18 protein-coding genes are annotated in these 19,371 nt (G+C 71.4%); 4 read left to right on the top strand and 14 right to left on the bottom strand.

The genetic code is table 11. The features are described 5' to 3' along the window. Positions 1-70: 70 nt before the first annotated feature. Together ACFXBC_RS20710 and ACFXBC_RS20705 are read right to left on the bottom strand one after the other, a co-directional pair. Positions 71-1,390 (bottom strand): MFS transporter, encoded by a 1,320-nt coding sequence (locus ACFXBC_RS20710; RefSeq protein WP_385026149.1) that lies wholly within the window; start codon positions 1,388-1,390, stop codon positions 71-73. Positions 1,391-1,677: 287 nt separating this feature from the next. Continuing rightward, the gene (locus ACFXBC_RS20705) at positions 1,678-2,961 is read right to left on the bottom strand and encodes a hydroxyacid-oxoacid transhydrogenase (RefSeq protein ID WP_385026146.1); all 1,284 of its coding nucleotides are present in this window, start codon (positions 2,959-2,961) and stop codon (positions 1,678-1,680) included. 295 nt (positions 2,962-3,256) lie between these two features. Here ACFXBC_RS20705 and ACFXBC_RS20700 point away from each other — a divergent pair, with 295 nt between their 5' ends. From ACFXBC_RS20700 to ACFXBC_RS20690, 3 genes are all read left to right on the top strand, one after another. After that, positions 3,257-4,105 (top strand): IclR family transcriptional regulator, encoded by an 849-nt coding sequence (locus ACFXBC_RS20700; protein ID WP_385026143.1) that lies wholly within the window; start codon positions 3,257-3,259, stop codon positions 4,103-4,105. Between the two features lie 135 nt (positions 4,106-4,240). Beyond that, positions 4,241-4,591: a DUF779 domain-containing protein gene (locus ACFXBC_RS20695; RefSeq protein ID WP_385026140.1), complete on the top strand. Its 351-nt coding sequence runs from the start codon at positions 4,241-4,243 to the stop codon at positions 4,589-4,591. A 138-nt stretch (positions 4,592-4,729) separates the two neighbouring features. Next, positions 4,730-5,242: a GNAT family N-acetyltransferase gene (locus ACFXBC_RS20690; protein WP_385026137.1), complete on the top strand. Its 513-nt coding sequence runs from the start codon at positions 4,730-4,732 to the stop codon at positions 5,240-5,242. 26 nt (positions 5,243-5,268) lie between these two features. On the opposite strand, the gene ACFXBC_RS20685 is transcribed toward ACFXBC_RS20690, so the two are convergent. From ACFXBC_RS20685 to ACFXBC_RS20670, 4 genes are all read right to left on the bottom strand, one after another. After that, on the bottom strand, positions 5,269-5,463 hold the full coding sequence (locus ACFXBC_RS20685; protein WP_164261242.1) for a hypothetical protein: 195 nt from the start codon (positions 5,461-5,463) through the stop codon (positions 5,269-5,271). A 128-nt stretch (positions 5,464-5,591) separates the two neighbouring features. Beyond that, entirely contained in the window at positions 5,592-6,683 is a 1,092-nt protein-coding gene (locus ACFXBC_RS20680) for an acyl-CoA dehydrogenase family protein (RefSeq protein ID WP_385026134.1), read from the bottom strand. Then, positions 6,680-7,897, bottom strand: coding sequence for an acyl-CoA dehydrogenase family protein (locus ACFXBC_RS20675; RefSeq protein WP_385026131.1), 1,218 nt, complete (start codon positions 7,895-7,897; stop codon positions 6,680-6,682). Before ACFXBC_RS20675 ends, ACFXBC_RS20680 begins: the two co-directional genes overlap by 4 nt. Next, on the bottom strand, positions 7,894-8,862 hold the full coding sequence (locus tag ACFXBC_RS20670) for an NADPH:quinone oxidoreductase family protein (RefSeq protein ID WP_385026128.1): 969 nt from the start codon (positions 8,860-8,862) through the stop codon (positions 7,894-7,896). Before ACFXBC_RS20670 ends, ACFXBC_RS20675 begins: the two co-directional genes overlap by 4 nt. Before the next feature lie 142 nt (positions 8,863-9,004). Between ACFXBC_RS20670 and ACFXBC_RS20665 the strand changes: the two genes are divergently transcribed. Beyond that, entirely contained in the window at positions 9,005-9,892 is an 888-nt protein-coding gene (locus ACFXBC_RS20665; RefSeq protein WP_385026125.1) for an SDR family oxidoreductase, read from the top strand. Positions 9,893-9,941: 49 nt separating this feature from the next. Here the strand turns inward: ACFXBC_RS20665 and ACFXBC_RS20660 are convergent, their stop codons facing one another. From ACFXBC_RS20660 to ACFXBC_RS20625, 8 genes are all read right to left on the bottom strand, one after another. Beyond that, the gene (locus ACFXBC_RS20660; protein ID WP_385026122.1) at positions 9,942-10,775 is read right to left on the bottom strand and encodes an enoyl-CoA hydratase/isomerase family protein; all 834 of its coding nucleotides are present in this window, start codon (positions 10,773-10,775) and stop codon (positions 9,942-9,944) included. Positions 10,776-10,867: 92 nt separating this feature from the next. Beyond that, complete coding sequence (locus tag ACFXBC_RS20655) at positions 10,868-11,602, bottom strand: PIG-L deacetylase family protein (RefSeq protein ID WP_385026119.1); 735 nt, start codon at positions 11,600-11,602, stop codon at positions 10,868-10,870. 66 nt (positions 11,603-11,668) lie between these two features. Next, positions 11,669-12,967 carry an alpha/beta fold hydrolase gene (locus ACFXBC_RS20650; protein WP_385026116.1) on the bottom strand — a complete coding sequence of 433 codons (1,299 nt, stop codon included), beginning with the start codon at positions 12,965-12,967 and terminating at the stop codon, positions 11,669-11,671. Between the two features lie 127 nt (positions 12,968-13,094). Beyond that, a complete protein-coding gene (locus tag ACFXBC_RS20645; RefSeq protein WP_385026113.1) occupies positions 13,095-14,519 on the bottom strand; it encodes an arabinose isomerase in 1,425 nt (474 codons plus the stop codon). Between the two features lie 75 nt (positions 14,520-14,594). Further along, positions 14,595-15,677, bottom strand: coding sequence for a rhamnose ABC transporter substrate-binding protein (rhaS, locus tag ACFXBC_RS20640; protein WP_385026110.1), 1,083 nt, complete (start codon positions 15,675-15,677; stop codon positions 14,595-14,597). After that, positions 15,674-16,687 (bottom strand): ABC transporter permease, encoded by a 1,014-nt coding sequence (locus tag ACFXBC_RS20635; protein ID WP_385026107.1) that lies wholly within the window; start codon positions 16,685-16,687, stop codon positions 15,674-15,676. Before ACFXBC_RS20635 ends, rhaS begins: the two co-directional genes overlap by 4 nt. Next, positions 16,684-17,709, bottom strand: coding sequence for an ABC transporter permease (locus ACFXBC_RS20630; RefSeq protein WP_385026104.1), 1,026 nt, complete (start codon positions 17,707-17,709; stop codon positions 16,684-16,686). The genes ACFXBC_RS20635 and ACFXBC_RS20630 overlap by 4 nt, the downstream gene beginning before the upstream one ends. Next, positions 17,706-19,241, bottom strand: a complete 1,536-nt coding sequence (locus ACFXBC_RS20625; RefSeq protein ID WP_385026101.1) for a sugar ABC transporter ATP-binding protein — start codon at positions 19,239-19,241, stop codon at positions 17,706-17,708. Before ACFXBC_RS20625 ends, ACFXBC_RS20630 begins: the two co-directional genes overlap by 4 nt. Positions 19,242-19,371 lie beyond the last annotated feature (130 nt).

Raw genomic sequence — 19,371 nt, 5'->3', positions numbered from 1 at the left:
CGGAACGCGGCGGCGCCGTGGAGGACGGCGGACGGTGCGTCCTGCCCGCCCCTCCCCCGTACCTCGGGGTTCAGCTCTGCAGCACCGGAACCGGCTGCGGTGTCCGCGCGCCGATCCTGCGGCGCAGTACGGCGATGAGGACGACGGAGACCAGGCTGAGCACGGACATCGCCACGATGTAGACGGACATGAGCCAGGGGCGGCCGCCGCCGGTCGCGAGCAGGCTGGTGAGGATCATCGGGGTGAGGCCGCTCGCGAAGATCCCGGAGACCTGGTAGACGCAGGAGACGCCGCTGTAGCGGACGTTGGCCGGGAAGAGTTCGGCGTACAGCGCCGCCTGCGGGCCGTACATCGCTCCGTAGAACAGACCGAGTGTCACGACCAGCGTGCCTCCGATGACCAGTGCGGACCCGCTGTCGAAGAGGGCGAACGCCGGGAAGGCGGAGAGGCCGAAGAGCACGGTTCCGAGCCCGAAGATCCGCAGTCTTCCGTACCGGTCGGAGATCGCGCCCCACAACGGGATCATGGGGATGCAGACGGCGGCGCCGACCATCACGCCGATCAGTGCGTGGGTCCTCGACACATCGAGTTCGGTGGTGGTGTACGCGATGGCGAAGACGCCCCAGGTGTTGAAGGCGATCCCCTCGGCCATCCGGGTGCCCATGCCGAGCAGCAGGTTGAGCTTCGAGGTGCGCAGCAGCTCCACGATCGGGATACGGGCCCGGTCCTCCTTCTCCTGGACGGCCTTGAAGGCGGGCGTCTCGTAGACCTGGAGCCGGATGTAGAGCCCGATGATGACGAGCGCGCCGCTGAGCAGGAAGGCGATGCGCCAGCCCCAGTCGAGGAACTGTGCGCTGGACAGGGAGCTGGAGAGCAGGGCGTACACCCCGGTCCCGAGCATGAGGCCGGCGGGGACACCGATCTGCGGCCAGCTCCCGTAGTAGCCCTTACGGCCCTCGGGGGCGTGTTCGACGGACATCAGGACCGCGCCGCCCCACTCACCTCCGACCCCGACGCCCTGGACGATACGGAGCAGGATCAGCAGGACGGGGGCCCAGACGCCGATGCTGTCGTAGGTGGGGAGCAGGCCGATGAGGAAGGTGCCCGCGCCCATGATGAACATGGTGACGACGAGGGCGGTCTTGCGGCCCACCCGGTCGCCGAAGTGGCCGAAGACCACTCCGCCGAGGGGGCGTGCGACGAAGCCGATGGCGAAGGTCGCGAAGGCCAGGAGTGTGCCGACGAGACTGTCGAACCTGGGGAAGAAGAGTTTGTCGAAGACGATGCCGGCGGCCGTTCCGTACAGGAAGAAGTCGTACCACTCGATCGTCGTGCCGATGGCGCCGGCGAGGGCGACCTTGCTGATCGGCGTCTGCGCTGGTGCGGGCATGGGGGATGCCTCCGGGTCGTGGGCGCAGGGGGCGGTGTGCCAGAGGCACCGGGGCCGCCCCCCCGACCCCCCCCCCGCCCCACAACGTCTCCCGGGGCCCGGGGGGGTTGCACGTTTGGGCGCGCGCCGGCCCCCCCGCACCCCAACGCGACGGTGGGTCGAAGATCACAGCCCGCCCCTCTGATCGGTGCCGGAGGCGCTGAGTACNNNCCCGGGGCCGCGACCGTGACCCGCCCGTCTCCGCCCGGGGGGGGCGGTGGCTGGGCGCGGTCCCGGCCGCGCGCCGTTCACCAGTTGCGGAGGGACTCGCGGAAGATCTGCTCCGCGGCCTCGTTGGTCAACGGGCGCGGAACCACGCTCAGTTGACGGGACTGCTTCATCGTGCCCGAGACGAGCTCGCCGAGCTGGGCCTCCGAGTAGCCGAAGGCGCTGATGCCGTTGGGCATGCCGATGTCACGGAGGAGTTCGCGCAGCACGCGCGGCAGGGCTTCGGCGCCCTCGTCCGGGTCGACGGGCCGCCCGCCGATCAGTTCGGCGGCGCGCAGATGGCGCTGCGGATTCGACGGATAGGTGAAGCGGAAGGCGGCCATGGCGGTGGAGGCGACGGCCTGGCCGTGCGGCACCATCGGCATCTCCGGGTAGCCGTCGGCGCGGTAGTTCTCGACGGCACCGGCGATGGGGTAGGCGTTGGCGTGCGGGATGTGGGTGCCCGCGTTGCCGAAGCCCATGCCGGTGACGGCCGATGCGTAGGCCATGCCGTAGCGGGCGGAGAGGTCGTTCCCGTTCATCACGGCCCGGCGCAGATGCGTGCCCACCAGCTCCATGGCCTTCTCGCACCAGACGTCGCTGATCGGGTTGGCGCCGCAGAACGCCGCGCGGGCCTTGGCGCTGGGGAAGGCGGGCCGGGCGTCGAAGGAGAGCGCGGTGTAGCTCTCGGCTGCGTGGGTGAGGACGTCCATGCCGCTGGCCGCCGTCACGGCGGCGGGGACGGTCATGCTGGTCAGCGGGTCGACGACGGCGAGCGCCGGGCGCAGCCGGGGATGGCTGATGCCCGCTTTGAGACGCAGGTCGAGGAGGTCGACGACGCAGATGGTGGTGGCCTCGGAGCCGGTGCCCGAGGTGGTGGGCACCGCGATCAGGGGTTTGACCGGCAGCTCGGGGACCTTGCCGCCGCCGATCGGCGCGGCGATGTAGTCCATGAGCGTGCCCGGCTGGGTGGTGAGCAGGTTGACCGCCTTGGCGGTGTCCATGGAGGAGCCGCCACCGACCGCGACGTAGCCGTCCCACGACCCCGACCTGGCGAAGTCGACGGCTTCCCCGATGCTCACATCGGTCGGTTCGACGGCGACGCCGTCGAAGATCTGGGCATCGAGTCCCGCGGCCTTCACCGCGTGGGCGACCCGGTCGGGGACACCGGTCGCGGCGACACCGGGGTCGGTGATGATCAGGACGTTGGTCACGCCGAGTGCCTGCAGGTCCTCGCCGATCTCGGCGATGGCACCGGGTCCGAACTTCAGCGGGGGCGCGGCCCAGGTGAAGACGGACTCGGTGGGATTCTCGAAACTGGGCATGGGGTCTCCTGGCGTATGGGGACGTTCCGGCGGGGTGCGGGGGCCGCTGTCCGCCGGTGGATCCGGGGCCTGGGAAAATTTTTGGAAGCGCATCCACATTGTGGAGTGCCGTCACGCTAGGACGTCCCCACACGGCCGGTCAATGCCCATGACAGGAAAAAACTCCGGCCCGGCTCCCGCTCCGTCCGCCCCTCCACCACGCCCACCAGCACCGACGGGACACCCGCAACGCCACGCCTGCGGCACCGGTAGGCTGATCGGAAATCGTGGTCAGAGCCGAAAGGACCGACACCAGGTGGCTGCCGGCACTCCTCCCGGACGACGGGACCCGGCCGAACGCTCGGCCAAGACGACCGACGCGCGCGCGGGCACCCAGGCCATCGACCGGGCGATGGCGGTCCTGCGGCTGCTCATCGAGGCGGAGGGCGATGTCCAGGTCACCGAGATCATCCAGCGCCTCGGGCTGACCCCGGGCACCGCCCACCGGGTGGTGGGGGCCCTGGCGGCCGAGGGGTTCCTCAGCCGCAATCCCGCGACGGACGGTTACTACCTGGGCAGTACGGCCATCCTGCTGGGCCAGGCCGCCCAACGCGCCCTGGGCACCGACCGGGCCCTTCCGCTGCTCCGGCAACTCAACGCGGAGACCAACGAGTCGGTGAACCTCGCGGTGCGGGACGGCGAGGAGTCTGTCGTCGTGATGCGCGTCCCCTCACCGCTGCCGCTCCGCTTCGAGCAGCACCCAGGCGCCCACTTCCCCCTGTACTCCACGGCGTCGGGCAAGGCACTGATGAGTTTCGCCGAGAACGCCGCCGAGTACCTCGGATCGCTCCCCGCCGAACTGCGCGCCGTCACCCCGCACACCATCCGGACTCCGGAGCGGTTCGCCGAGGAACTGGAACTCACCAGGGAGCGCGGTTACAGCATCGACAACGAGGAGAACGTGGAGGGCGTGCGCTGTGTCGGCGCCCCGGTGCTGGACTCCCGTGGCTACGCGCACGCCGCCGTGGTGGTCCAGGTGCCGTCGGTACGGCTGCCGGACAGCCGGATCCGTGAACTCGCCCCGCGCGTCGTGGAGATCGCGTCCGAGGTGGCCCGTGTCGTACCCTCCGACCGCACCATGCAGCCCGCCCGGGGAACGTACTGATACTGACGGACCCGGCCCCCGCCCGCCCCATGCAACCTCCTCGCAACGTTGCACGGGTTTGACTGGGCGGAGCCGGGCCGCTCAGGGGCCACCGCGGCCGGGGAGAACCGGTCGGTCGAGAACCGGGAGAGTGTGATGTCCGAAGCCCCGCGGGTGGAGTTCACCCCCGCCGCAGCCGATCTGATCCGCAGACTGCGCGGGCTCCACGGTCCGTTGATGTTCCATCAGTCGGGCGGCTGCTGCGACGGCAGCGCCCCCATGTGCTACCAGGCCGGGGAGTTCCGTACCGGAGGCTCGGACATCCTGCTGGAGTCGCTCGCCGTGGACGGTGTGGCCGAGCCGGTGCCGTTCTGGATCTCGGCGAGCCAGCAGGAGGTGTGGGCGCACACCCGGCTGATCCTCGACGTCGTGGAGGGGCGCGGCAGCGGCTTCTCGCTGGAGGCCCCGGAGGGCGTCAGATTCCTCATCCGCTCCCGGCTGATCTGAGCGGCGCACCGGATGCGCGGTGGCCACCGCCCCAGCTCCTGAGAAGGTCCGGGAGGCCCCTGTCCGGGAGGCCCCTGGTGGGCCCCTGGTGGAATTCTCCTTGTACAGGGACGGCCGCCGGTCCGTAGGCTGCCGCGCATGGTGACGCTGGAGCGGCTGCGGGCCGGACATGAGCAGGCCCTGCTGGCCTTCGAACGGGAGAACCGGGCGTACTTCACGCGGTTCATATCGGACCGCGGCGACGCGTACTTCGCCGGATTCGCCGCCGAGCTACGGGCCCGGCTCGCCGAACAGGACGCCGGCGTGTGCCACTTCCATGTCGTCGTGGACGACGACGGCGGGCTGGCAGGCCGCGTCAATCTCATGGATGTCACGGACGGGGCCGCCGTACTCGGCTACCGGATCGGCGAGCGCGCCGCGGGCCGCGGCGTGGCGACAGCCGCGGTCGGCGAGGTGTGCCGCCTCGCTGCCGGTCCGTACGGGCTCTCCGCACTCACCGCGGTCGTCACTCTCGACAACCCGGCATCGAGGGCCGTGCTCCGGCACAACGGGTTCACCACGGCCGGGGACGCCAGAATCGGTGAACGCCCCGCCACCCGCTACCGGCGCCGCCTCACGCCGCCGGGCGGGAGTCTCCTGCCGTCGGACTGATCCGTGACGAGAATCCGGCGGAGCCGTCAGGGCTTGATGTTGGCGACCATGTCCGCGGTGCCCGTGACCCCTTGCTGGATGGTCGGGGCGAGGCTGGTGCTGGCCAGCGTGAAACCGAGAAGAGCACAGACGATCGCATGCGAGAGCTTGAGCCCGCCGCCACGAAGGAAGATCGCGGCGAGGACCACGAGCAGCAGCACAAGTGAGATCGAGATGGCCATGGTCGTCCCTCCTCCGCCACACCGGATATGCGGCATTCGGCCGTAAGTGTGGCGGAGGGGACCCCGGTTTCGGGCGTAAGACCTGTACGCCGTACGGGTGTTGACTCGCTGTAACGGTCGGGCTCCGGCTACCGCGGTCCCGGCAGACCGACCAGGTGCGCCAGCGCCTCGCGGTGCGCCCCGGCCGAACCGAACGCCACCGCATCGGACTTGGCGCGCTTGAGGTAGAGGTGTGCGGGGTGTTCCCACGTCATGCCGATACCGCCGTGCAGTTGGACGCACTCCTCGGCCGCGTGTACGGCAACCCGGCTGCAGTACGCCTGCGCGACCGAGACGGCGAGCGCCGTCTCGGGGCTGTCCGTGGCGAGGGCGTCCGCCGCGTTGCGGGCGGCGGCGCGGGCCGAGACGACCTCCAGCCAGAGCTGTGCCATCCGGTGCTTGAGCGCCTGGAATCCGCCGACGGGCCGGTTGAACTGATGGCGCTCGCGCGTGTACCGGACGGTCTCCTCCAGACACCACTCGGCGAGCCCCAGTTGCTCCGATGCGAGCAGCCCGGCCCCGGCGAGCAGACCCCGGTCGAGCGCGGCCCGTGAATCCTCCGCACCGGCCAGGAGATTGCCCTGCGCCCCGTCGAGCGTGACGGTGGCCAGGGGACGGGTGAGGTCGAGCGGGATCAGCGGCTCGACGGTGACACCGGGGTCCCGCGCCCCGACCGCGTACAGACCGTCGGCCGTGGGTACGAGCAGCACCTGCGCCGCTGCCGCGTCGGCGACCGCGCTCACCGTGCCGGTCAGGCCCGGAAGCTGGGGCACCGAGCCGGGCGCGGTGGTCAGCGGCGCGGTGAGAACCGCGATGCACTCTCCGGAGGCGAGCGTGGCCAGCAGTCCGGCCGCCGCGCCGTCGGGCGTGGCGAGCCGGATCAGGACCTCGGTCGCCACGACGGAACTGGTCAGATACGGCACCGGTGCGACGCTGCGCCCCAGCTCCTCAAGGACCACCGCCGCCTCCCGGTGCGTGGCCCCCTGACCGCCGAGCTTCTCGGGTACGAGCAGTCCCGCCAGCCCCATCTCCGCCGCCAGAGAGGGCCAGAGGCGAAGGTCGCCCGGCGTTCCGGACTCCACAGCGGCCAGCAGCTGGGGCGCCCCGCAGCGGTCGGCGAGCAGCGAGCGGACGGCCGAGCGCAGGTCGTCCTCGGTCTCGGAGTACAGGAGGTCGGTCATCGGGCCAGGTCCTTCCAGGCGGCGTCCTTGTCGTTGCGCGGTTCGGAAGGCAGCCCGAGTACCCGCTCGGCGACGATGTTGAGCAGCACCTCGCTGGTACCGCCCTCGATGGAATTCCCCTTGGACCGCAGATAGCGGTAACCGGCGTCGCGCCCGGTGAAGTCGACCAGTTCGGGGCGGCGCATGGTCCAGTCGCTGTACAACAGCCCCTCATCGCCGAGTAGTTCGACTTCGAGACCGCTGATCTCCTGGTTGAGGCGGGCGAAGGTGAGCTTCATCCCGGAGCCCTCGGGTCCTGGCTGGCCTGCGACGAGCTGCTGGCGGAGCCGCTCGCCGGTGAGGCGGGCGACCTCGGCCTCCACCCAGAGGGTGAGAAGACGCTGGTGGAGATCGTGGGTGCGCAGTTCGGGGCGCTCGCGCCAGGTCCTGCTGACAGGGCCGATCATGCCGCCCTCGCGCGGGATGCGGGAGCCGCCGATGGAGACCCGCTCGTTCATGAGGGTGGTCTGGGCGACCTTCCAGCCGTCGCCCACCGGTCCGAGCCGGTGTGCGTCGGGGATCCGTACCTCTGTCAGGAACACCTCGTTGAACTCGGCCTCGCCGGTGATCTGGCGCAGCGGCCGCACCTCGACGCCCGGATCGGTCATGTCGCAGATGAAGTAGCTGATCCCCCGGTGTTTGGGCACGTCCGGGTCGGTGCGGGCGATGAGGATGGCCCAGCGGGCGAGATGCGCGCTGGAGGTCCACACCTTCTGACCGGTGACGGTCCAGTGGTCGCCGTCGCGCACGGCGCGCGTCGCCAGGGCCGCGAGGTCGGACCCGGCTCCCGGCTCGCTGAAGAGCTGGCACCACACCTCGTCACCGACCCAGAGGGGGCGCAGGAAGCGGCGCTTCTGCTCGTCCGTGCCGTAGCGCAGGATCGTCGGGGCGGCCATGCCGAGGCCGATGCCGATCCGGCGCGGGTCGTTGTCGGGCGCCCCGGCGGCCTCCAGTTCGGCGTCCACGACGGACTGCAGCGAGCGCGGTGCGCCGAGACCGCCGAGACCGACGGGATAGTGCACCCAGGCGAGTCCGGCGTCGAAGCGGGCGCGCAGGAAGCCGGTGCGGCCGGTGGTCTCCGGCGGGTGGGCCTCAAGGAGTTCGCGGGTGCGCAGGCGCAGCGCTTCGGCGTCCGGCTGCGGGGCGGTCTCCCGCGGTGTGCCGTGCTCGGTCATCGGGCGGCCCCTTCCGGGACGATCACGACGCGGCCGGTGGTGACGCCGTCGGCGACGCGTTGGACCGCGGCCGCCGCGTCCTTGAGCGCGACCCGTTCGGAGACCAGCGGTTTGACGGTTCCCTCAGCGGCGAGCGCGGTCAGTTCGGCGTGGCAGCGGCCGATCGACGCGGGGTCCTTCTGTGCGTAAAGGCCCCAGTGCAGGCCCAGGATCGTGTAGTTCTTCACCAGGGCGTGGTTGAGCGCGGCGGTGGGGATGACTCCGCTGGCGAACCCGACGACCACGATCCGGCCCTCGAAGGCCACACACTTCACGGACTTGGCGTAGGCGTCGCCGCCGACCGGGTCGTAGACGACGTCCGCGCCCCTGCCCCCGGTGAACTCCTTGACCTTGGCGACGATGTCGTCGGCACGCCGGTCGATGACCAGGTCGCAGCCCAGCTCCGCGGCGATGCGGGCTTTCTCCGGGCCGCCGGCCACGCCGATGACGGTGGCTCCCGCGGCCTTGCCCAGCTGCACGGCCGCGCTGCCGACACCACCCGCAGCGGCGTGCACGAGGAGTGTCTCACCGCTCCGCAGATGGGCACGGCGGTGCAGGCCGAACCAGCCTGTCTGGTAGCCGATGTGCAGCGCGGCCGCCTCGGCATCGTCCAGCGCGGGCGGCGCCGGGAGCACGGCGGCCTCGTCGACCACGACGTACTCGGCGAAACCGCCGTGCGGCAGCTCCGGGTTGGCGATCACCCTGCGCCCGTCGGCGGTCTCGCCGCAGATCTCGACACCGGGGGTGAAGGGCAGCGGCGGGCGCACCTGGTACTGGCCCCGGCAGAGCAGCGCGTCGGGAAAGTTGATGTTGGCCGCGAGCACCTTCAGCTTCAGCCGGCCGGGACCCGCCTGCGGCTCCGCCACCTCGTCGAGGCGCATGACCTCGCCGGGCTCGCCGTTCTCGTGTACTTGCCATGCCTGCATCAGGGGCCTCCACACACCGTAGGCTGTACTGCGCTCAGCGCATACTAAGCGGTCGCTTGCCTCGCTGTGAACCGTCCCCGCCGACCGGTTCCGCGCCGCCGGGACTCTGGAGGTTTCAGGCCGTACGGGGTATCGATGCCTCATGACGGACGACAGGCATCCGGGACTGCCCGCCCCTCCCCCGCCCGGCGCGAGCGCACTTCCTCCGGGCACCTACGAGGGGTGCACGGTCATGGTGACGGGTGGTGGTTCGGGGCTGGGGAAAGCCATGGCCGCCGAGTTCGCGCGGCTCGGCGCCTCGCTCGTCGTCGTCGGACGGGACGCGGAGCGGCTGGAGCGGGCGCGCGAGGAGCTGGGCGGGCTGGGCGGGACCGTGGTGAGCGCCGTGTGCGACATCCGGCAGCCGGAGCAGGTGGCCAGGGCGTTCGACACGGCGGGTGCGGCTGCAGGGCTCCCGGCCGTCCTGGTCAACAGCGCGGCGGCCAACTTCCCCGTACCCGCCGAGGACATGTCCCCGAACGCCTGGCGCGCGGTGCTCGACACCACGCTCACCGGCACCTGGTTCATGACGCGCGAGTTCGGCCGCAGGCACCTGGCGGCGCGTACCGGCGGATCGGTGATCAATGTGGGTGCTTCGTACGCCTGGACCGGCGGCCCCGGATTCGCGCACTCCGCCGCCGCGAAGGCGGGGGTGAAGAACCTGGTCGAGACTCTCGCGGTCGAGTGGGGGCCGTACGGCATCCAGGTGAACGGCCTGGTACCCGGGCTCTTCCCGCACGCCGACCTGCCGGGGGCGATCAGCGGGCAGCTGGACCGCGCCCACGACAAGGCGGCACGCCAGCCGGCCCTGCGGGTCGGGCAGCCGCATGAACTGGGCTGGGCGGCGACCTTCCTGGCCTCGCCGTACGCCCGCTTCATCTCGGGTCACACGCTGGTCGTGGACGGCGCGAACTGGCAGCGGCGCGGGCTGGTCGGCGCCCCGGTGGTGACCGTGCGCGATCAGCTCGGACGGGATCCGTTCACCCCGTGAGGCGTCGGGCGAACGGCCGGGCGCCGCTCCGGACGACGGCGGTGTGACGTCAGCGGCCTTCGAAGCCGGGCCGCCGGCGGGCCGCTCCCGCCGCGTACCCCTCCCGGACGTCGTCGGAGGTCAGCGTGAGAGCGGCCGACATGGCGGTACGGTCCAGCGCGGCCGCCAGACCCGCGTCCGCGAACGCGTCGATGTCGCGTTTCACCGCGCGGACCGCGAGCGGCGCGTTGGCCGCGATCTCGGCCGCCACCTCCCGCGCGGTGGCCTCCAGCCGGTCCTGCTCCACCACCAGCTGGACCAGTCCGAGACGTTCGGCCGTATGGACGTCGATACGGCGCCCGGTCAGCGCCAGATACTTGGCCCAGCCCGACCCGGCCTCCCTGGCGATCCGCAGATCTCCGCCCGCGTCGACGGCGACCCCCAGCCGCGCCTCGGGGAGCGCGAACACCGCGTCGTCGGCCGCGACCCTGATGTCCGCGAGCAGGGCCAGCTCGAAGCCGAAGCCCAGGCAGTACCCCTGGACGGCGGCCACCACCGGCTGCGGAAGTCCCGCGAAGACGGCGAAACGCTCGTGCACCCAGCGGATCCCCTCGTAGTACCGGTGGGTCCGCTCGGCCGATGAGCGCCCGGTGATGGCGCCGCCGGGTGCCGTGACATCGATGCCCGCGCAGAAGGCCCGCCCGTCGGCGCGCAGCAGTACGGCCCGGACCTCCGGGTCGAACCGGATCCGGTCGGCCAGCAGTCCCAGCTGGCGGCTCGATTCCCAGCTCCAGCCGTTGAGCCGCTCGGGGCAGCAGAGCGTGAGGACGGCGACTCCGTCCTCGACCCGTAGGGTCAGCCGCTCCTCACCCTCCGGGATGTCCGTGCTCAGCGTGTCGATCATCCGCACCCCCATCGTCCGCACCCCCTGGCCGCTGCCCCGGACCGCGCCCGGAACACCTTTAGCTGACGACCCATCAGGTTAGGCGGTGCGATTCAGCGGGGGAAGAGCTCGAAGGTGACGGCCGGTCTGCCGCCGAAGCGTCCGGACGCAGCCGCGGCGTTCCCGGTGAGGAAGGTACGGCAGTACGTCTCCGGGTCCTCGTCGGTCAACGCCTCGATATAAGTGCGGTGTTCGAGCAGCGAACGCACCGAACGCTCCAGCCCGCCGGTCACGTCCACCGCGTGCGTCGGAGCGGAGGACCCGGCGACCGCCACCCAGCGCACTCCGTTCCACGGCTGGAGCCCCCGGGCAGCCAGCTCGGGGAAGATCCAGCGGTTTCCCGCGTCGCCCACCGCGTCGAGCACGGCCCGGCCGACCGCGACATGGTCCGGGGTGTTCCAGGCGACACCGCCCCAGGTGTCCCGGTGGTTGAGCGTGACGACCAGCTCGGGACGGTGCCGGCGGACGGCGGCCGTGATGTCCCTGCGCAGCGCCGGGCCGTACTCGATCACCCCGTCGTGGTGGTCGAGGAACTCGACCGACCCCACTCCCACGACCGCGGCGCTCGCCCGCTGCTCCCGCTCACGCAGCGGACCGCACCGCGCGGGCTCGATGCCGTCGATGCCCGCCTCGCCGCGGGTGGCGAGGAGATACGAGACCTCACGCCCCTCGTCCGTCCAGCCGGCGACAGCGGCCGCGCAGCCGTACTCCAGGTCGTCGGGGTGGGCGACGACGGCGAGGGCGCGGTCCCACCGGGCGGGCATGGGTTCCAGCTGCTGCTCGGTCATGTCCGCATGATCACCCGCCCGGTCACTCCCGGCAACGGCAGCTACGGCGGCTATGGCGGCAACGGCTCAGACCTCGCCCCGGACCAGCGCGAGCAGCCGGTCCAGCACCCGGGGCCCGCCGGCCCTCAGCCCGTCGTGCTCGAACTCGTCGGTGACCCAGGTGCGCAGCCCCCGGATGGAGCGCGCGGTACGCAGGGCCTGCTCCGTGTCGACGTACATGTCGTCGTGGTACACGGCCGCCGCGACCGGCACCTCGTTCGCGGCGAGCCGGGCCGGGTCGTACAGCTGGGGCCAGTCCGTACGGGCGGCGAGCAGGTGCGCGGTCTCGCGCAGCGGACGCAGGGCCGGGTCCACGTCGAAGTGCCAGGGGTGCACGGACTCGCCGGTGAAGGGCAGCGGTGCGTCGCCCGCGAGCGCCGCCCCGGCGTCGAAGGCCGGGAATTCGGCCCGTACCCGCTCCGCCGACCAGTCGGTGGGGCGGCCGCCCTGGCCGTAGATCGCCTCGTGCATCAGCGCGTACAGCGGGTGCGCGGCGAAGGAGAGCGCCGTGTGCACGCGTTCCTGGAAGGAGTCGGAGAGCCGCGGCCCCTGCGGGGTCTCCACGAAGGCGTCCTCCAGGAGGTAGTGCAGAGCGTGGCTGCCGTCGCCGCCGCCCAGTGCGATGCCCAGGGACTGGAAGGCCTCGACGGTGAGGGTGTAGCCGCTGTTCAGGACCGGCCGTTCGGCGCGCAGGAACGCGGCGATACGGCGGGCGGCCGCGACGTCCTGCGGATAGCGGGCGTAGTGCGCGGCCGTCTTGCGGGCGATCCGGGGGTACGCGGCCCGGTAGACGTCGTCGGCGTGCCCGTCGAGGGTTGGGAGGCCCCCGGTGATCAGCGCTGCGGCGAGCCCCTCGGGCGCGGCGGAGAGATAGCGGACCGCGCAGAATCCGCCGAAGCTCTGGCCCAGTACGGTCCAGGGTGCGCCGCCGGTGAGCCGTGGGCGGATCAGTTCGCAGTCCCGGACGATGGAGTCGGTCCGGAAGTGCGCGAGATAGCGGGCCTGCTCCTCGGGGCCGCCACGCAGCGGAAGGGTCTGGCGGTTGGCGGGCGTGGAGGATCCGGTGCCGCGCTGGTCGAGAAGGAGGACCCGGAACTCCCGCACGGCGCGGCCCAGCCAGGCCTGCTTCCCGTGGAACCGGTTCGCGCCGAATCCGGGGCCGCCCTGGAGGTAGACCAGCCACGGCAGGCTCGCGTCCGCCTTGTCGGAGGCGACGGCCTCGCGGGCGTACAGCTCGATCTGCTCCCCGTCCGGGCGTGTGTGGTCCAGGGGGACCTGGAACCGGTGGTCGGTGAGGACGAGGCCGGGCTGCTGGTAACGGGTCATCGGTGCTCCTGGTCGGACGTACGGCACCCTCATGATCCCCCATGCCGGTCGCGCCGGGCCGGGCGGTGGTCCCCCGCTGAGGTGCGGTCCGGGGCCGGACGGCCGCCTCCGCCCGTGCCTGCCCCCCTCAGACGGCGACCTCCACCAGTTCCGGGCCGCCCAGACCGGCCAGTGCGCGCAGGTCGGGCAGGAGCCGCCCGGTGGCGAGCGCCCAGTGGTGTCCGACACCGCTCGCGCTCCAGGTGTCGGTCCACTCCCCCGGGTCCACCCCGAAGTCGACCCGGGACGTGGTGTTGCCGATCCGCAGCCGGGGGCCGCCGACGACCTCGCCCTCGGCGGCGACGATCCGGTAGCGCCCGTCGCGGGTCTGTCCGAGTCCGACCAGGGTGACAGGACCGTGCCGGACGTCGAACTCGACGGAGACCCCCCAGCCGCGCTTGCCGTGGAACACTCCGAGTCCGCGCAGCAGCGGGCGCCCGTCGCTGATGGCGAGATGGCCTGGGCCGTCGTGGCCCATCTCGACCACACCCGCCCGGAAGTCGAGCGCCTGGAGTTCCGTGAAGGAGCCTCCCGCGCCGAGCCGGTCGGTGATCAGCATGGCCAGCGAGGTACGCAGTTCGTACTCGCCGCACACCGGGACCCCGCGTGCGGTCAGCAGCGAGGCGCCCAGGGTGAGCCCGGCGCCGAGCCGCTCGTGGATGTCCCCTCCGAGTCCGCGGTGGTAGTACGCGAGCGAGTCCAGGTCGAAGTCGGCGACCAGCCGGTCGAGACCTGCGGACACCCTGGCCGCCCAGACCAGATCGCCGGGCTCGACGGAACCGTCGATCTCGAAGAGCCGCCGTGTCTCCGCCAGCCTCGCCTCGGCCTCGGCTCCGTCCGCCTGCTCGACCCGGACCCGCAGGTCGTCGGTCTCCAGCACCTCGACATGCCCGCCGAGGCTGCCCGGGACCATGGTGAGGTCGGTGGACACGTCGTACATCCCCGGATAGAGGTGCCCGAGCAGTCCGTGCCGGCCCCGCCGCAGCACCGCCCGGACACCGGCCGCGCGGACCCAGCGGCCGATCCGCTCCCAGGCCCGCTCGTCCTCCAGATGACCGGAGACCGAGCGGAACTCCACTCCCACCCGCTCGAAGGTGCTGGCCATCTCGGGCAGCGGACAGGCACCGCAGTAGGCGAGCCAGTCCCCGGTGGTGAACGAGGCGTGGTCCATGGCCTCGGTGGGCTGGAGGTTGACCAGCAGCACGGGAGCGCCGCTGCGCTGGGCCACCGGGACCAGCATGGTGGCGGTCAGATACGTCGCGACGAAGCAGACGATCAGGTCGCATCCCGCGCCGCGCAGCCGCTCCGCCGCCTCGGCGCCCTCCTGCGCGTCGGAGATGAAACCGGTGTCCACCACCTCCGCGTCGAGCCCGCGCAGCCGCTCCGCCACCCGGGCCGCGGAGCGGCGCAACCCCGGGAGCAGCTCGGGGAACTGCGGCCAGTACGCGCCGAGTCCGCCCGCCACGAGCCCGACCCTGGGCCTGCGGGCGACGGCAGGTGTCCGTGCGCTCATGGTGTTCCGTGCTCCCGTCGTGTCAGGTATGCGCGGGGCCGCTGCCGTACCGCGTGCGAGCGGGCGTACGACCGCTCAGAAGTCGAACCGGTCGATGTTGGCCCTGTCGAAGACGGTGGGCGGGCCGAGAATGACCTCGCCGTCCTTGCCGACGGTGTAGTCGCCCAGGTCACCGGCTTTGAACTTCTCGCCCTCGGCCCCGGTGATCTGCCCGGAGGCGAGCGCGGCGGCGGCGTACGAGGCCAGCTTGCCGAGCTTCTTGGGGTCCCAGAGCGCGAACTGCGCGACGGTGCCGTCCTTGACGTACTTGCGCATCTGGTTGGGCGTGCCGAGCCCGTTCACCACGACCTTGCCCTTGTACGAGGAGGCGCTGATGTACCGGGCGGCCGCGGCGATGCCGACCGTGGTGGGCGAGATGATGCCCTTCAGCTTCGGGTACGCCTTGAGCAGCCCCTGCGTCTCCTGGAAGGACTTCTGGTCGTCGTCGTCCCCGTAGGCGACCTTCACCAGCTTCATCCGCTTGTACGCCGGCTTCTTCAGCTCGTCCTTCATGTACGAGATCCAGGTGTTCTGGTTCGTCGCGTTCTGGGTGGCCGAGAGGATCGCGATCTGGCCCTTGTGGTGCAGCTGCTCGGCGATGTGCTGGATCTGGGTGCGGCCGATCTGCTCCGAGCTCGCCTGGTTGATGAAGATCTGCCGGCAGTCCTTGGCGGTGTCCGAGTCGTAGGCGACGACCTTGATGTTCTGCTTCATCGCCTGCTTGAGCGGGCCGCACACCGCGTTGGGGTCGTTGGCGGCGATGAGGATGGCGTTCTGGCGCTGCTGGGTCAGAGTGTTGATGTACGAGACCTGGGACGACGCCTTGGCGTCGGACGGGCCGACCTCCTTGCCGCCACCGCCGAACTCCCCGGCGGCCGCGATGCCCGCGTTGTCGACGATCTGCTCGTAGGGGTTGTTGATCTGCTTCGGCAGGAAGGCCAGTTTGAGGCCCTTCTTCAGCGGGGCGTCCGGGTCGGCCTTCTGGCCGCTCGCGGCGGGTTTGTCGTCGTTCTTCACCGAGTCCTTGGTGGTGCCCGAGCAGCCCGCGAGAGCGAGGGAGCAGACCACGGCGGTGACGGCGAGCGCGCGGATGCGCGGTGGCGTGCTGCGGAGCTTCATGGTGTTGAGGGCCTCTCGATCGTTGCCTGGTCGGGGAGTTGGCCGGAGGTGGTGCGCCGTGCGGAGACCGCGCCGATGACGCGCGGGGTGAGGACGGACGCGATGAGCAGCAGGCCGGTGACGATCACCTGGACCTCGTTGGAGACGTCGTTGAGGGTGAGCAGATTGCCGAGCAGCCCGATCAGCAGCACCCCGGCGACCGCGCCGCCGAGGGTGCCCTTTCCGCCGTCGAAGTCGACCCCGCCCAGCAGCACCGAGGCGATGACGACGAGTTCGAGGCCGATGCCGTTGTCGGCGCGTGCGCTTCCGTACCGCAGCGTGTAGACGATCCCCGCGAAGGAGGCGACGAGCCCGGACACCGCGAACAGCGCGATCTTGACGCGCTTTACCCGGATGCCCGCGAAGTACGCCGCGTCCTCCTGGGCGCCGATGGCGAAGAGCGAGCGGCCGAAGCCGGTGCAGTGCAGCACCACGGCGGTGATGACGGCGAGCACGGCGAACAGGGCGACCGGGTACGGCACGAAGGTGCCGGGCACCGTGCGGGTATAGGCCGCCCACTTCGCGTACGTGTCGGGGAAGTCGGCGACGGCCTTGTCCCCCAGGACCACGGATGCCAGCCCCCGGTAGAGGGTGAGCGTCCCGATGGTCACCGCCAGCGAGGGCAGCCCGATCCGGGTGACCAGCCAGCCGTTGAGCACACCACCCGCCGCGCCCACCAGCAGGCAGACGGGCACGATCAGTTCGAACGTCCAGCCCGCGTCCCACAGGGCCCCGGCGAGCGCGCTGGAGAGCCCGAGCATCGAAGCGACCGAGAGGTCCACCTGACCGGCCACCACGAGCAGCGTCATCGGCAGGGCGATCAGGGCGATCTCCGCCGTGTCGTCGAGCGCCGACGAGAGGTTGGAGGTGTCCGCGAACCCCTCGGTGGTGCCCGCCCCCGCCAGAAAGACGGCGACCAGGAGCACAGTGACCACGGTGTCCCAGCGCACGTACCTGGTGAGCGTGCTCATCGCCTGCTCCTCTTCCGCAGGGCACTGGTGGTGCGTACCTGCACGACGCGGTCGGTGGTGATGGCCGCCAGCAGCAGGACGCCGGTGATGGCCTGCTGCCAGAAGGAGTCGACCTTCAGCACGACCAGGGCGCTGCCGATGGTGGTGAGCAGCAGCGCGCCGAGCGCCGCTCCCCAGACCGCGCCCGTGCCGCCGGTGATCGCGACCCCGCCGACGACGACGGCGCTGACCACGGTCAGCTCCCAGCCGTTTGCCGCGTCGGCGACGACGGTGCCGAAGCGGGCCAGCCAGAGCGCTCCGGCGAATCCGGCGACCGCGCCGGAGAAGGCGTACGCACCGAGGATCCGGCGGCGGACCGGGATGCCGGCGAGGCGGGCGGCCTCGGGGCTGGAGCCGATGGCGTACAGCTCACGTCCGCTGCGGTAGCTCCGCAGGTAGTACGCGGTCCCGGCGAGGACGGCGGCGGAGATCAGCGGCAGATAGGGGATGCCGAGGACGCTTCCGGTGCCGAGCGAGAGCACCCCGTCGGGGACGTTGACGGCGTTGATCTGCTCGCCGTGCGCCCAGGCGTGGTCGGCGCCCTGGACGACGTAGAGCATCCCGAGTGTGACGACCAGCGCCGGGACCCGTCCGAAGCTGACGAGTGCTCCGCTGACGAGGCCGCAGACCACGCCGAGACCGAGCCCCAGCAGGACGACGGTGAGAGCGCTGTGGTCGGTGCCGGAGACGAAGTGGCCGCAGGCGAAGGCGGTCAGACCGGTGACCGAGCCGACCGAGAGGTCGATGTTGCGGGTGATCACGACGACGGACTGGCCGACGGCGAGCAGGACCAGGATGGAGGAGTTGAGCAGCAGGTCCTTGATGCCCTGGTCGTCGAGGAAGCCGTGGTTGGCGAGCCAGGTACAGAGGATGAGCAGCACCAGCGCGCCGCCGATGCTCAGTTCCCGGGCCCGGAAGACGGTGTCGATGAGCGAGCGTGCGGAGTCCGGCGCGGGCAGCGGTTGATCGAGGGTGGTGGTCATGCCGCCGTCTCCTCGCTGCCGCCGCGTCCCGCCGCGGTGGCCATCACCGACTCCTCGGTGGCGTCGGTACGGGGCAGTTCGGCCACCAGCCGCCCTTCGCGCATGACCAGCACCCGGTCTGCCATGGCCAGGACCTCCGGCAGGTCGGACGAGACCATCAGGACGGCGAGCCCTTCGGCGGCGAGCCCGGAGAGCAGCCGGTGGACCTCGGCCTTGGTGCCCACGTCGATGCCCCGGGTGGGTTCGTCGACGATGAGGACACCGGGCTCGGTGGCGAGCCACTTGGCGAGGACGACCTTCTGCTGGTTGCCCCCGGACAGGACGCCGACGCTGTCGCCGAGCCTGCTGTACTTGAGCTGGAGCCGCACCGCCCAGTCCGCGGCCCGCGCGGTCTCCAGCGTCCGGCGGACCAGCCCCGCACGGCCGAGGCTGCCGAGTCCGGTGAGGCCGATGTTGCGCTCGATGGACATCTCCATGACGAGACCGCGCTGGCGCCGGTCCTCCGGGACGAGGGCGATCCCGGCGTCCATCGCCGCGGTGGGTGAACCGGGCGGCAGCTTCCGCCCGTCCACGGTCACCTCGCCCGCGTCCGCCCGGTCGACGCCGAAGACCGCCTGAACGACCTCGCTGCGCCCGGCGCCGACGAGACCCGCGAGTGCGACGATCTCGCCGCGGCGTACCTCGAAGCTGATGTCCCGGAAGACGCCCTCGCGGGTGAGTCTGCTGACGGACAGGGCCGTCGCGCCGAGTGCGGCCCGCTGTTTGGGGTAGAGCTCCCCGAGGTCACGGCCGACCATACGGCGTACGAGGTCGTCCTCGGTGAGCCCTTCGAGGGGTTCGGTGGCGACCAGCCGTCCGTCGCGCAGGATGGTGACGCGTCGGCAGAGCCGGAACATCTCCTCCAGCCGGTGCGAGATGAAGAGGACGGCGGCGCCCTCGGCGCGCAGCGCGTCCACGACCGCGAAGAGCCGGGCCGCCTCGCTCCCGGTGAGGGCCGCGGTCGGCTCGTCCATGATCAGGACACGGGCGTCGAAGGAGAGCGCCTTGGCGATCTCCACGATCTGCTGGTCCGCGATGGACAGGCCGCGGGCCGGCCGCGCGGGGTCGAGTGGCACACCGAGCCTGCGCATCAGCACGGCGGTCGCCTCGTGGACGGCCCTGCGGTCGATACGGTGCAGCGCGCGGCGCGGCTGACGGCCCATGAAGATGTTCTCGGCGATGGAGAGATCGGGGAAGAGCGTCGGCTCTTGGTAGATCACGGCGACACCCGCGTCGCGTGCGCCGGCCGGTCCGGAGAACTCGACGGGTTCGCCGTCAAGCAGGATCCGGCCGGAGTCGGTTCTGTGCACTCCGGCAAGGATCTTGATGAGGGTGGACTTGCCCGCCCCGTTCTCGCCCGCGAGGGCGTGGGCCTCGCCGGCGAACAGACGCAGGGAGACGTCCTGGAGGGCCCGAACCGCTCCGAAGGACTTGGAGACGTCCTCCAGTGCGAGCACGGGAGCAGGGCCCGCGTCCGGGTCGGACTGGGTCATGGAAGCTCCTCGGTGGCTGCGGGCATGCGATGCGAACTCATGAAAGGTTTCAACTCGGTTGCACGGAAGCTAGGGGCGCCGTTCACCCGGCGTCAATGGGCGTGCAGCAGAAAATTTCGCCCGGCCTGAC

It is taken from the genome of Streptomyces sp. NPDC059398, assembly GCF_042751845.1.
Classification (GTDB): domain Bacteria; phylum Actinomycetota; class Actinomycetes; order Streptomycetales; family Streptomycetaceae; genus Streptomyces.
This window is presented reverse-complemented; position numbering and strand designations above follow the sequence as displayed.

Coding starts and splice junctions, on each gene's coding strand:
- ACFXBC_RS20710 (WP_385026149.1), bottom strand. CDS start 1,390: ATGCCCGCACCAGCGCAGACGCCGATCAGCAAGGTCGCCCTCGCCGGC.
- ACFXBC_RS20705 (WP_385026146.1), bottom strand. CDS start 2,961: ATGCCCAGTTTCGAGAATCCCACCGAGTCCGTCTTCACCTGGGCCGCG.
- ACFXBC_RS20695 (WP_385026140.1), top strand. CDS start 4,241: ATGTCCGAAGCCCCGCGGGTGGAGTTCACCCCCGCCGCAGCCGATCTG.
- ACFXBC_RS20690 (WP_385026137.1), top strand. CDS start 4,730: ATGGTGACGCTGGAGCGGCTGCGGGCCGGACATGAGCAGGCCCTGCTG.
- ACFXBC_RS20685 (WP_164261242.1), bottom strand. CDS start 5,463: ATGGCCATCTCGATCTCACTTGTGCTGCTGCTCGTGGTCCTCGCCGCG.
- ACFXBC_RS20680 (WP_385026134.1), bottom strand. CDS start 6,683: ATGACCGACCTCCTGTACTCCGAGACCGAGGACGACCTGCGCTCGGCC.
- ACFXBC_RS20675 (WP_385026131.1), bottom strand. CDS start 7,897: ATGACCGAGCACGGCACACCGCGGGAGACCGCCCCGCAGCCGGACGCC.
- ACFXBC_RS20670 (WP_385026128.1), bottom strand. CDS start 8,862: ATGCAGGCATGGCAAGTACACGAGAACGGCGAGCCCGGCGAGGTCATG.
- ACFXBC_RS20665 (WP_385026125.1), top strand. CDS start 9,005: ATGACGGACGACAGGCATCCGGGACTGCCCGCCCCTCCCCCGCCCGGC.
- ACFXBC_RS20660 (WP_385026122.1), bottom strand. CDS start 10,775: ATGATCGACACGCTGAGCACGGACATCCCGGAGGGTGAGGAGCGGCTG.
- ACFXBC_RS20655 (WP_385026119.1), bottom strand. CDS start 11,602: ATGACCGAGCAGCAGCTGGAACCCATGCCCGCCCGGTGGGACCGCGCC.
- ACFXBC_RS20650 (WP_385026116.1), bottom strand. CDS start 12,967: ATGACCCGTTACCAGCAGCCCGGCCTCGTCCTCACCGACCACCGGTTC.
- ACFXBC_RS20645 (WP_385026113.1), bottom strand. CDS start 14,519: ATGAGCGCACGGACACCTGCCGTCGCCCGCAGGCCCAGGGTCGGGCTC.
- rhaS (WP_385026110.1), bottom strand. CDS start 15,677: ATGAAGCTCCGCAGCACGCCACCGCGCATCCGCGCGCTCGCCGTCACC.
- ACFXBC_RS20635 (WP_385026107.1), bottom strand. CDS start 16,687: ATGAGCACGCTCACCAGGTACGTGCGCTGGGACACCGTGGTCACTGTG.
- ACFXBC_RS20630 (WP_385026104.1), bottom strand. CDS start 17,709: ATGACCACCACCCTCGATCAACCGCTGCCCGCGCCGGACTCCGCACGC.
- ACFXBC_RS20625 (WP_385026101.1), bottom strand. CDS start 19,241: ATGACCCAGTCCGACCCGGACGCGGGCCCTGCTCCCGTGCTCGCACTG.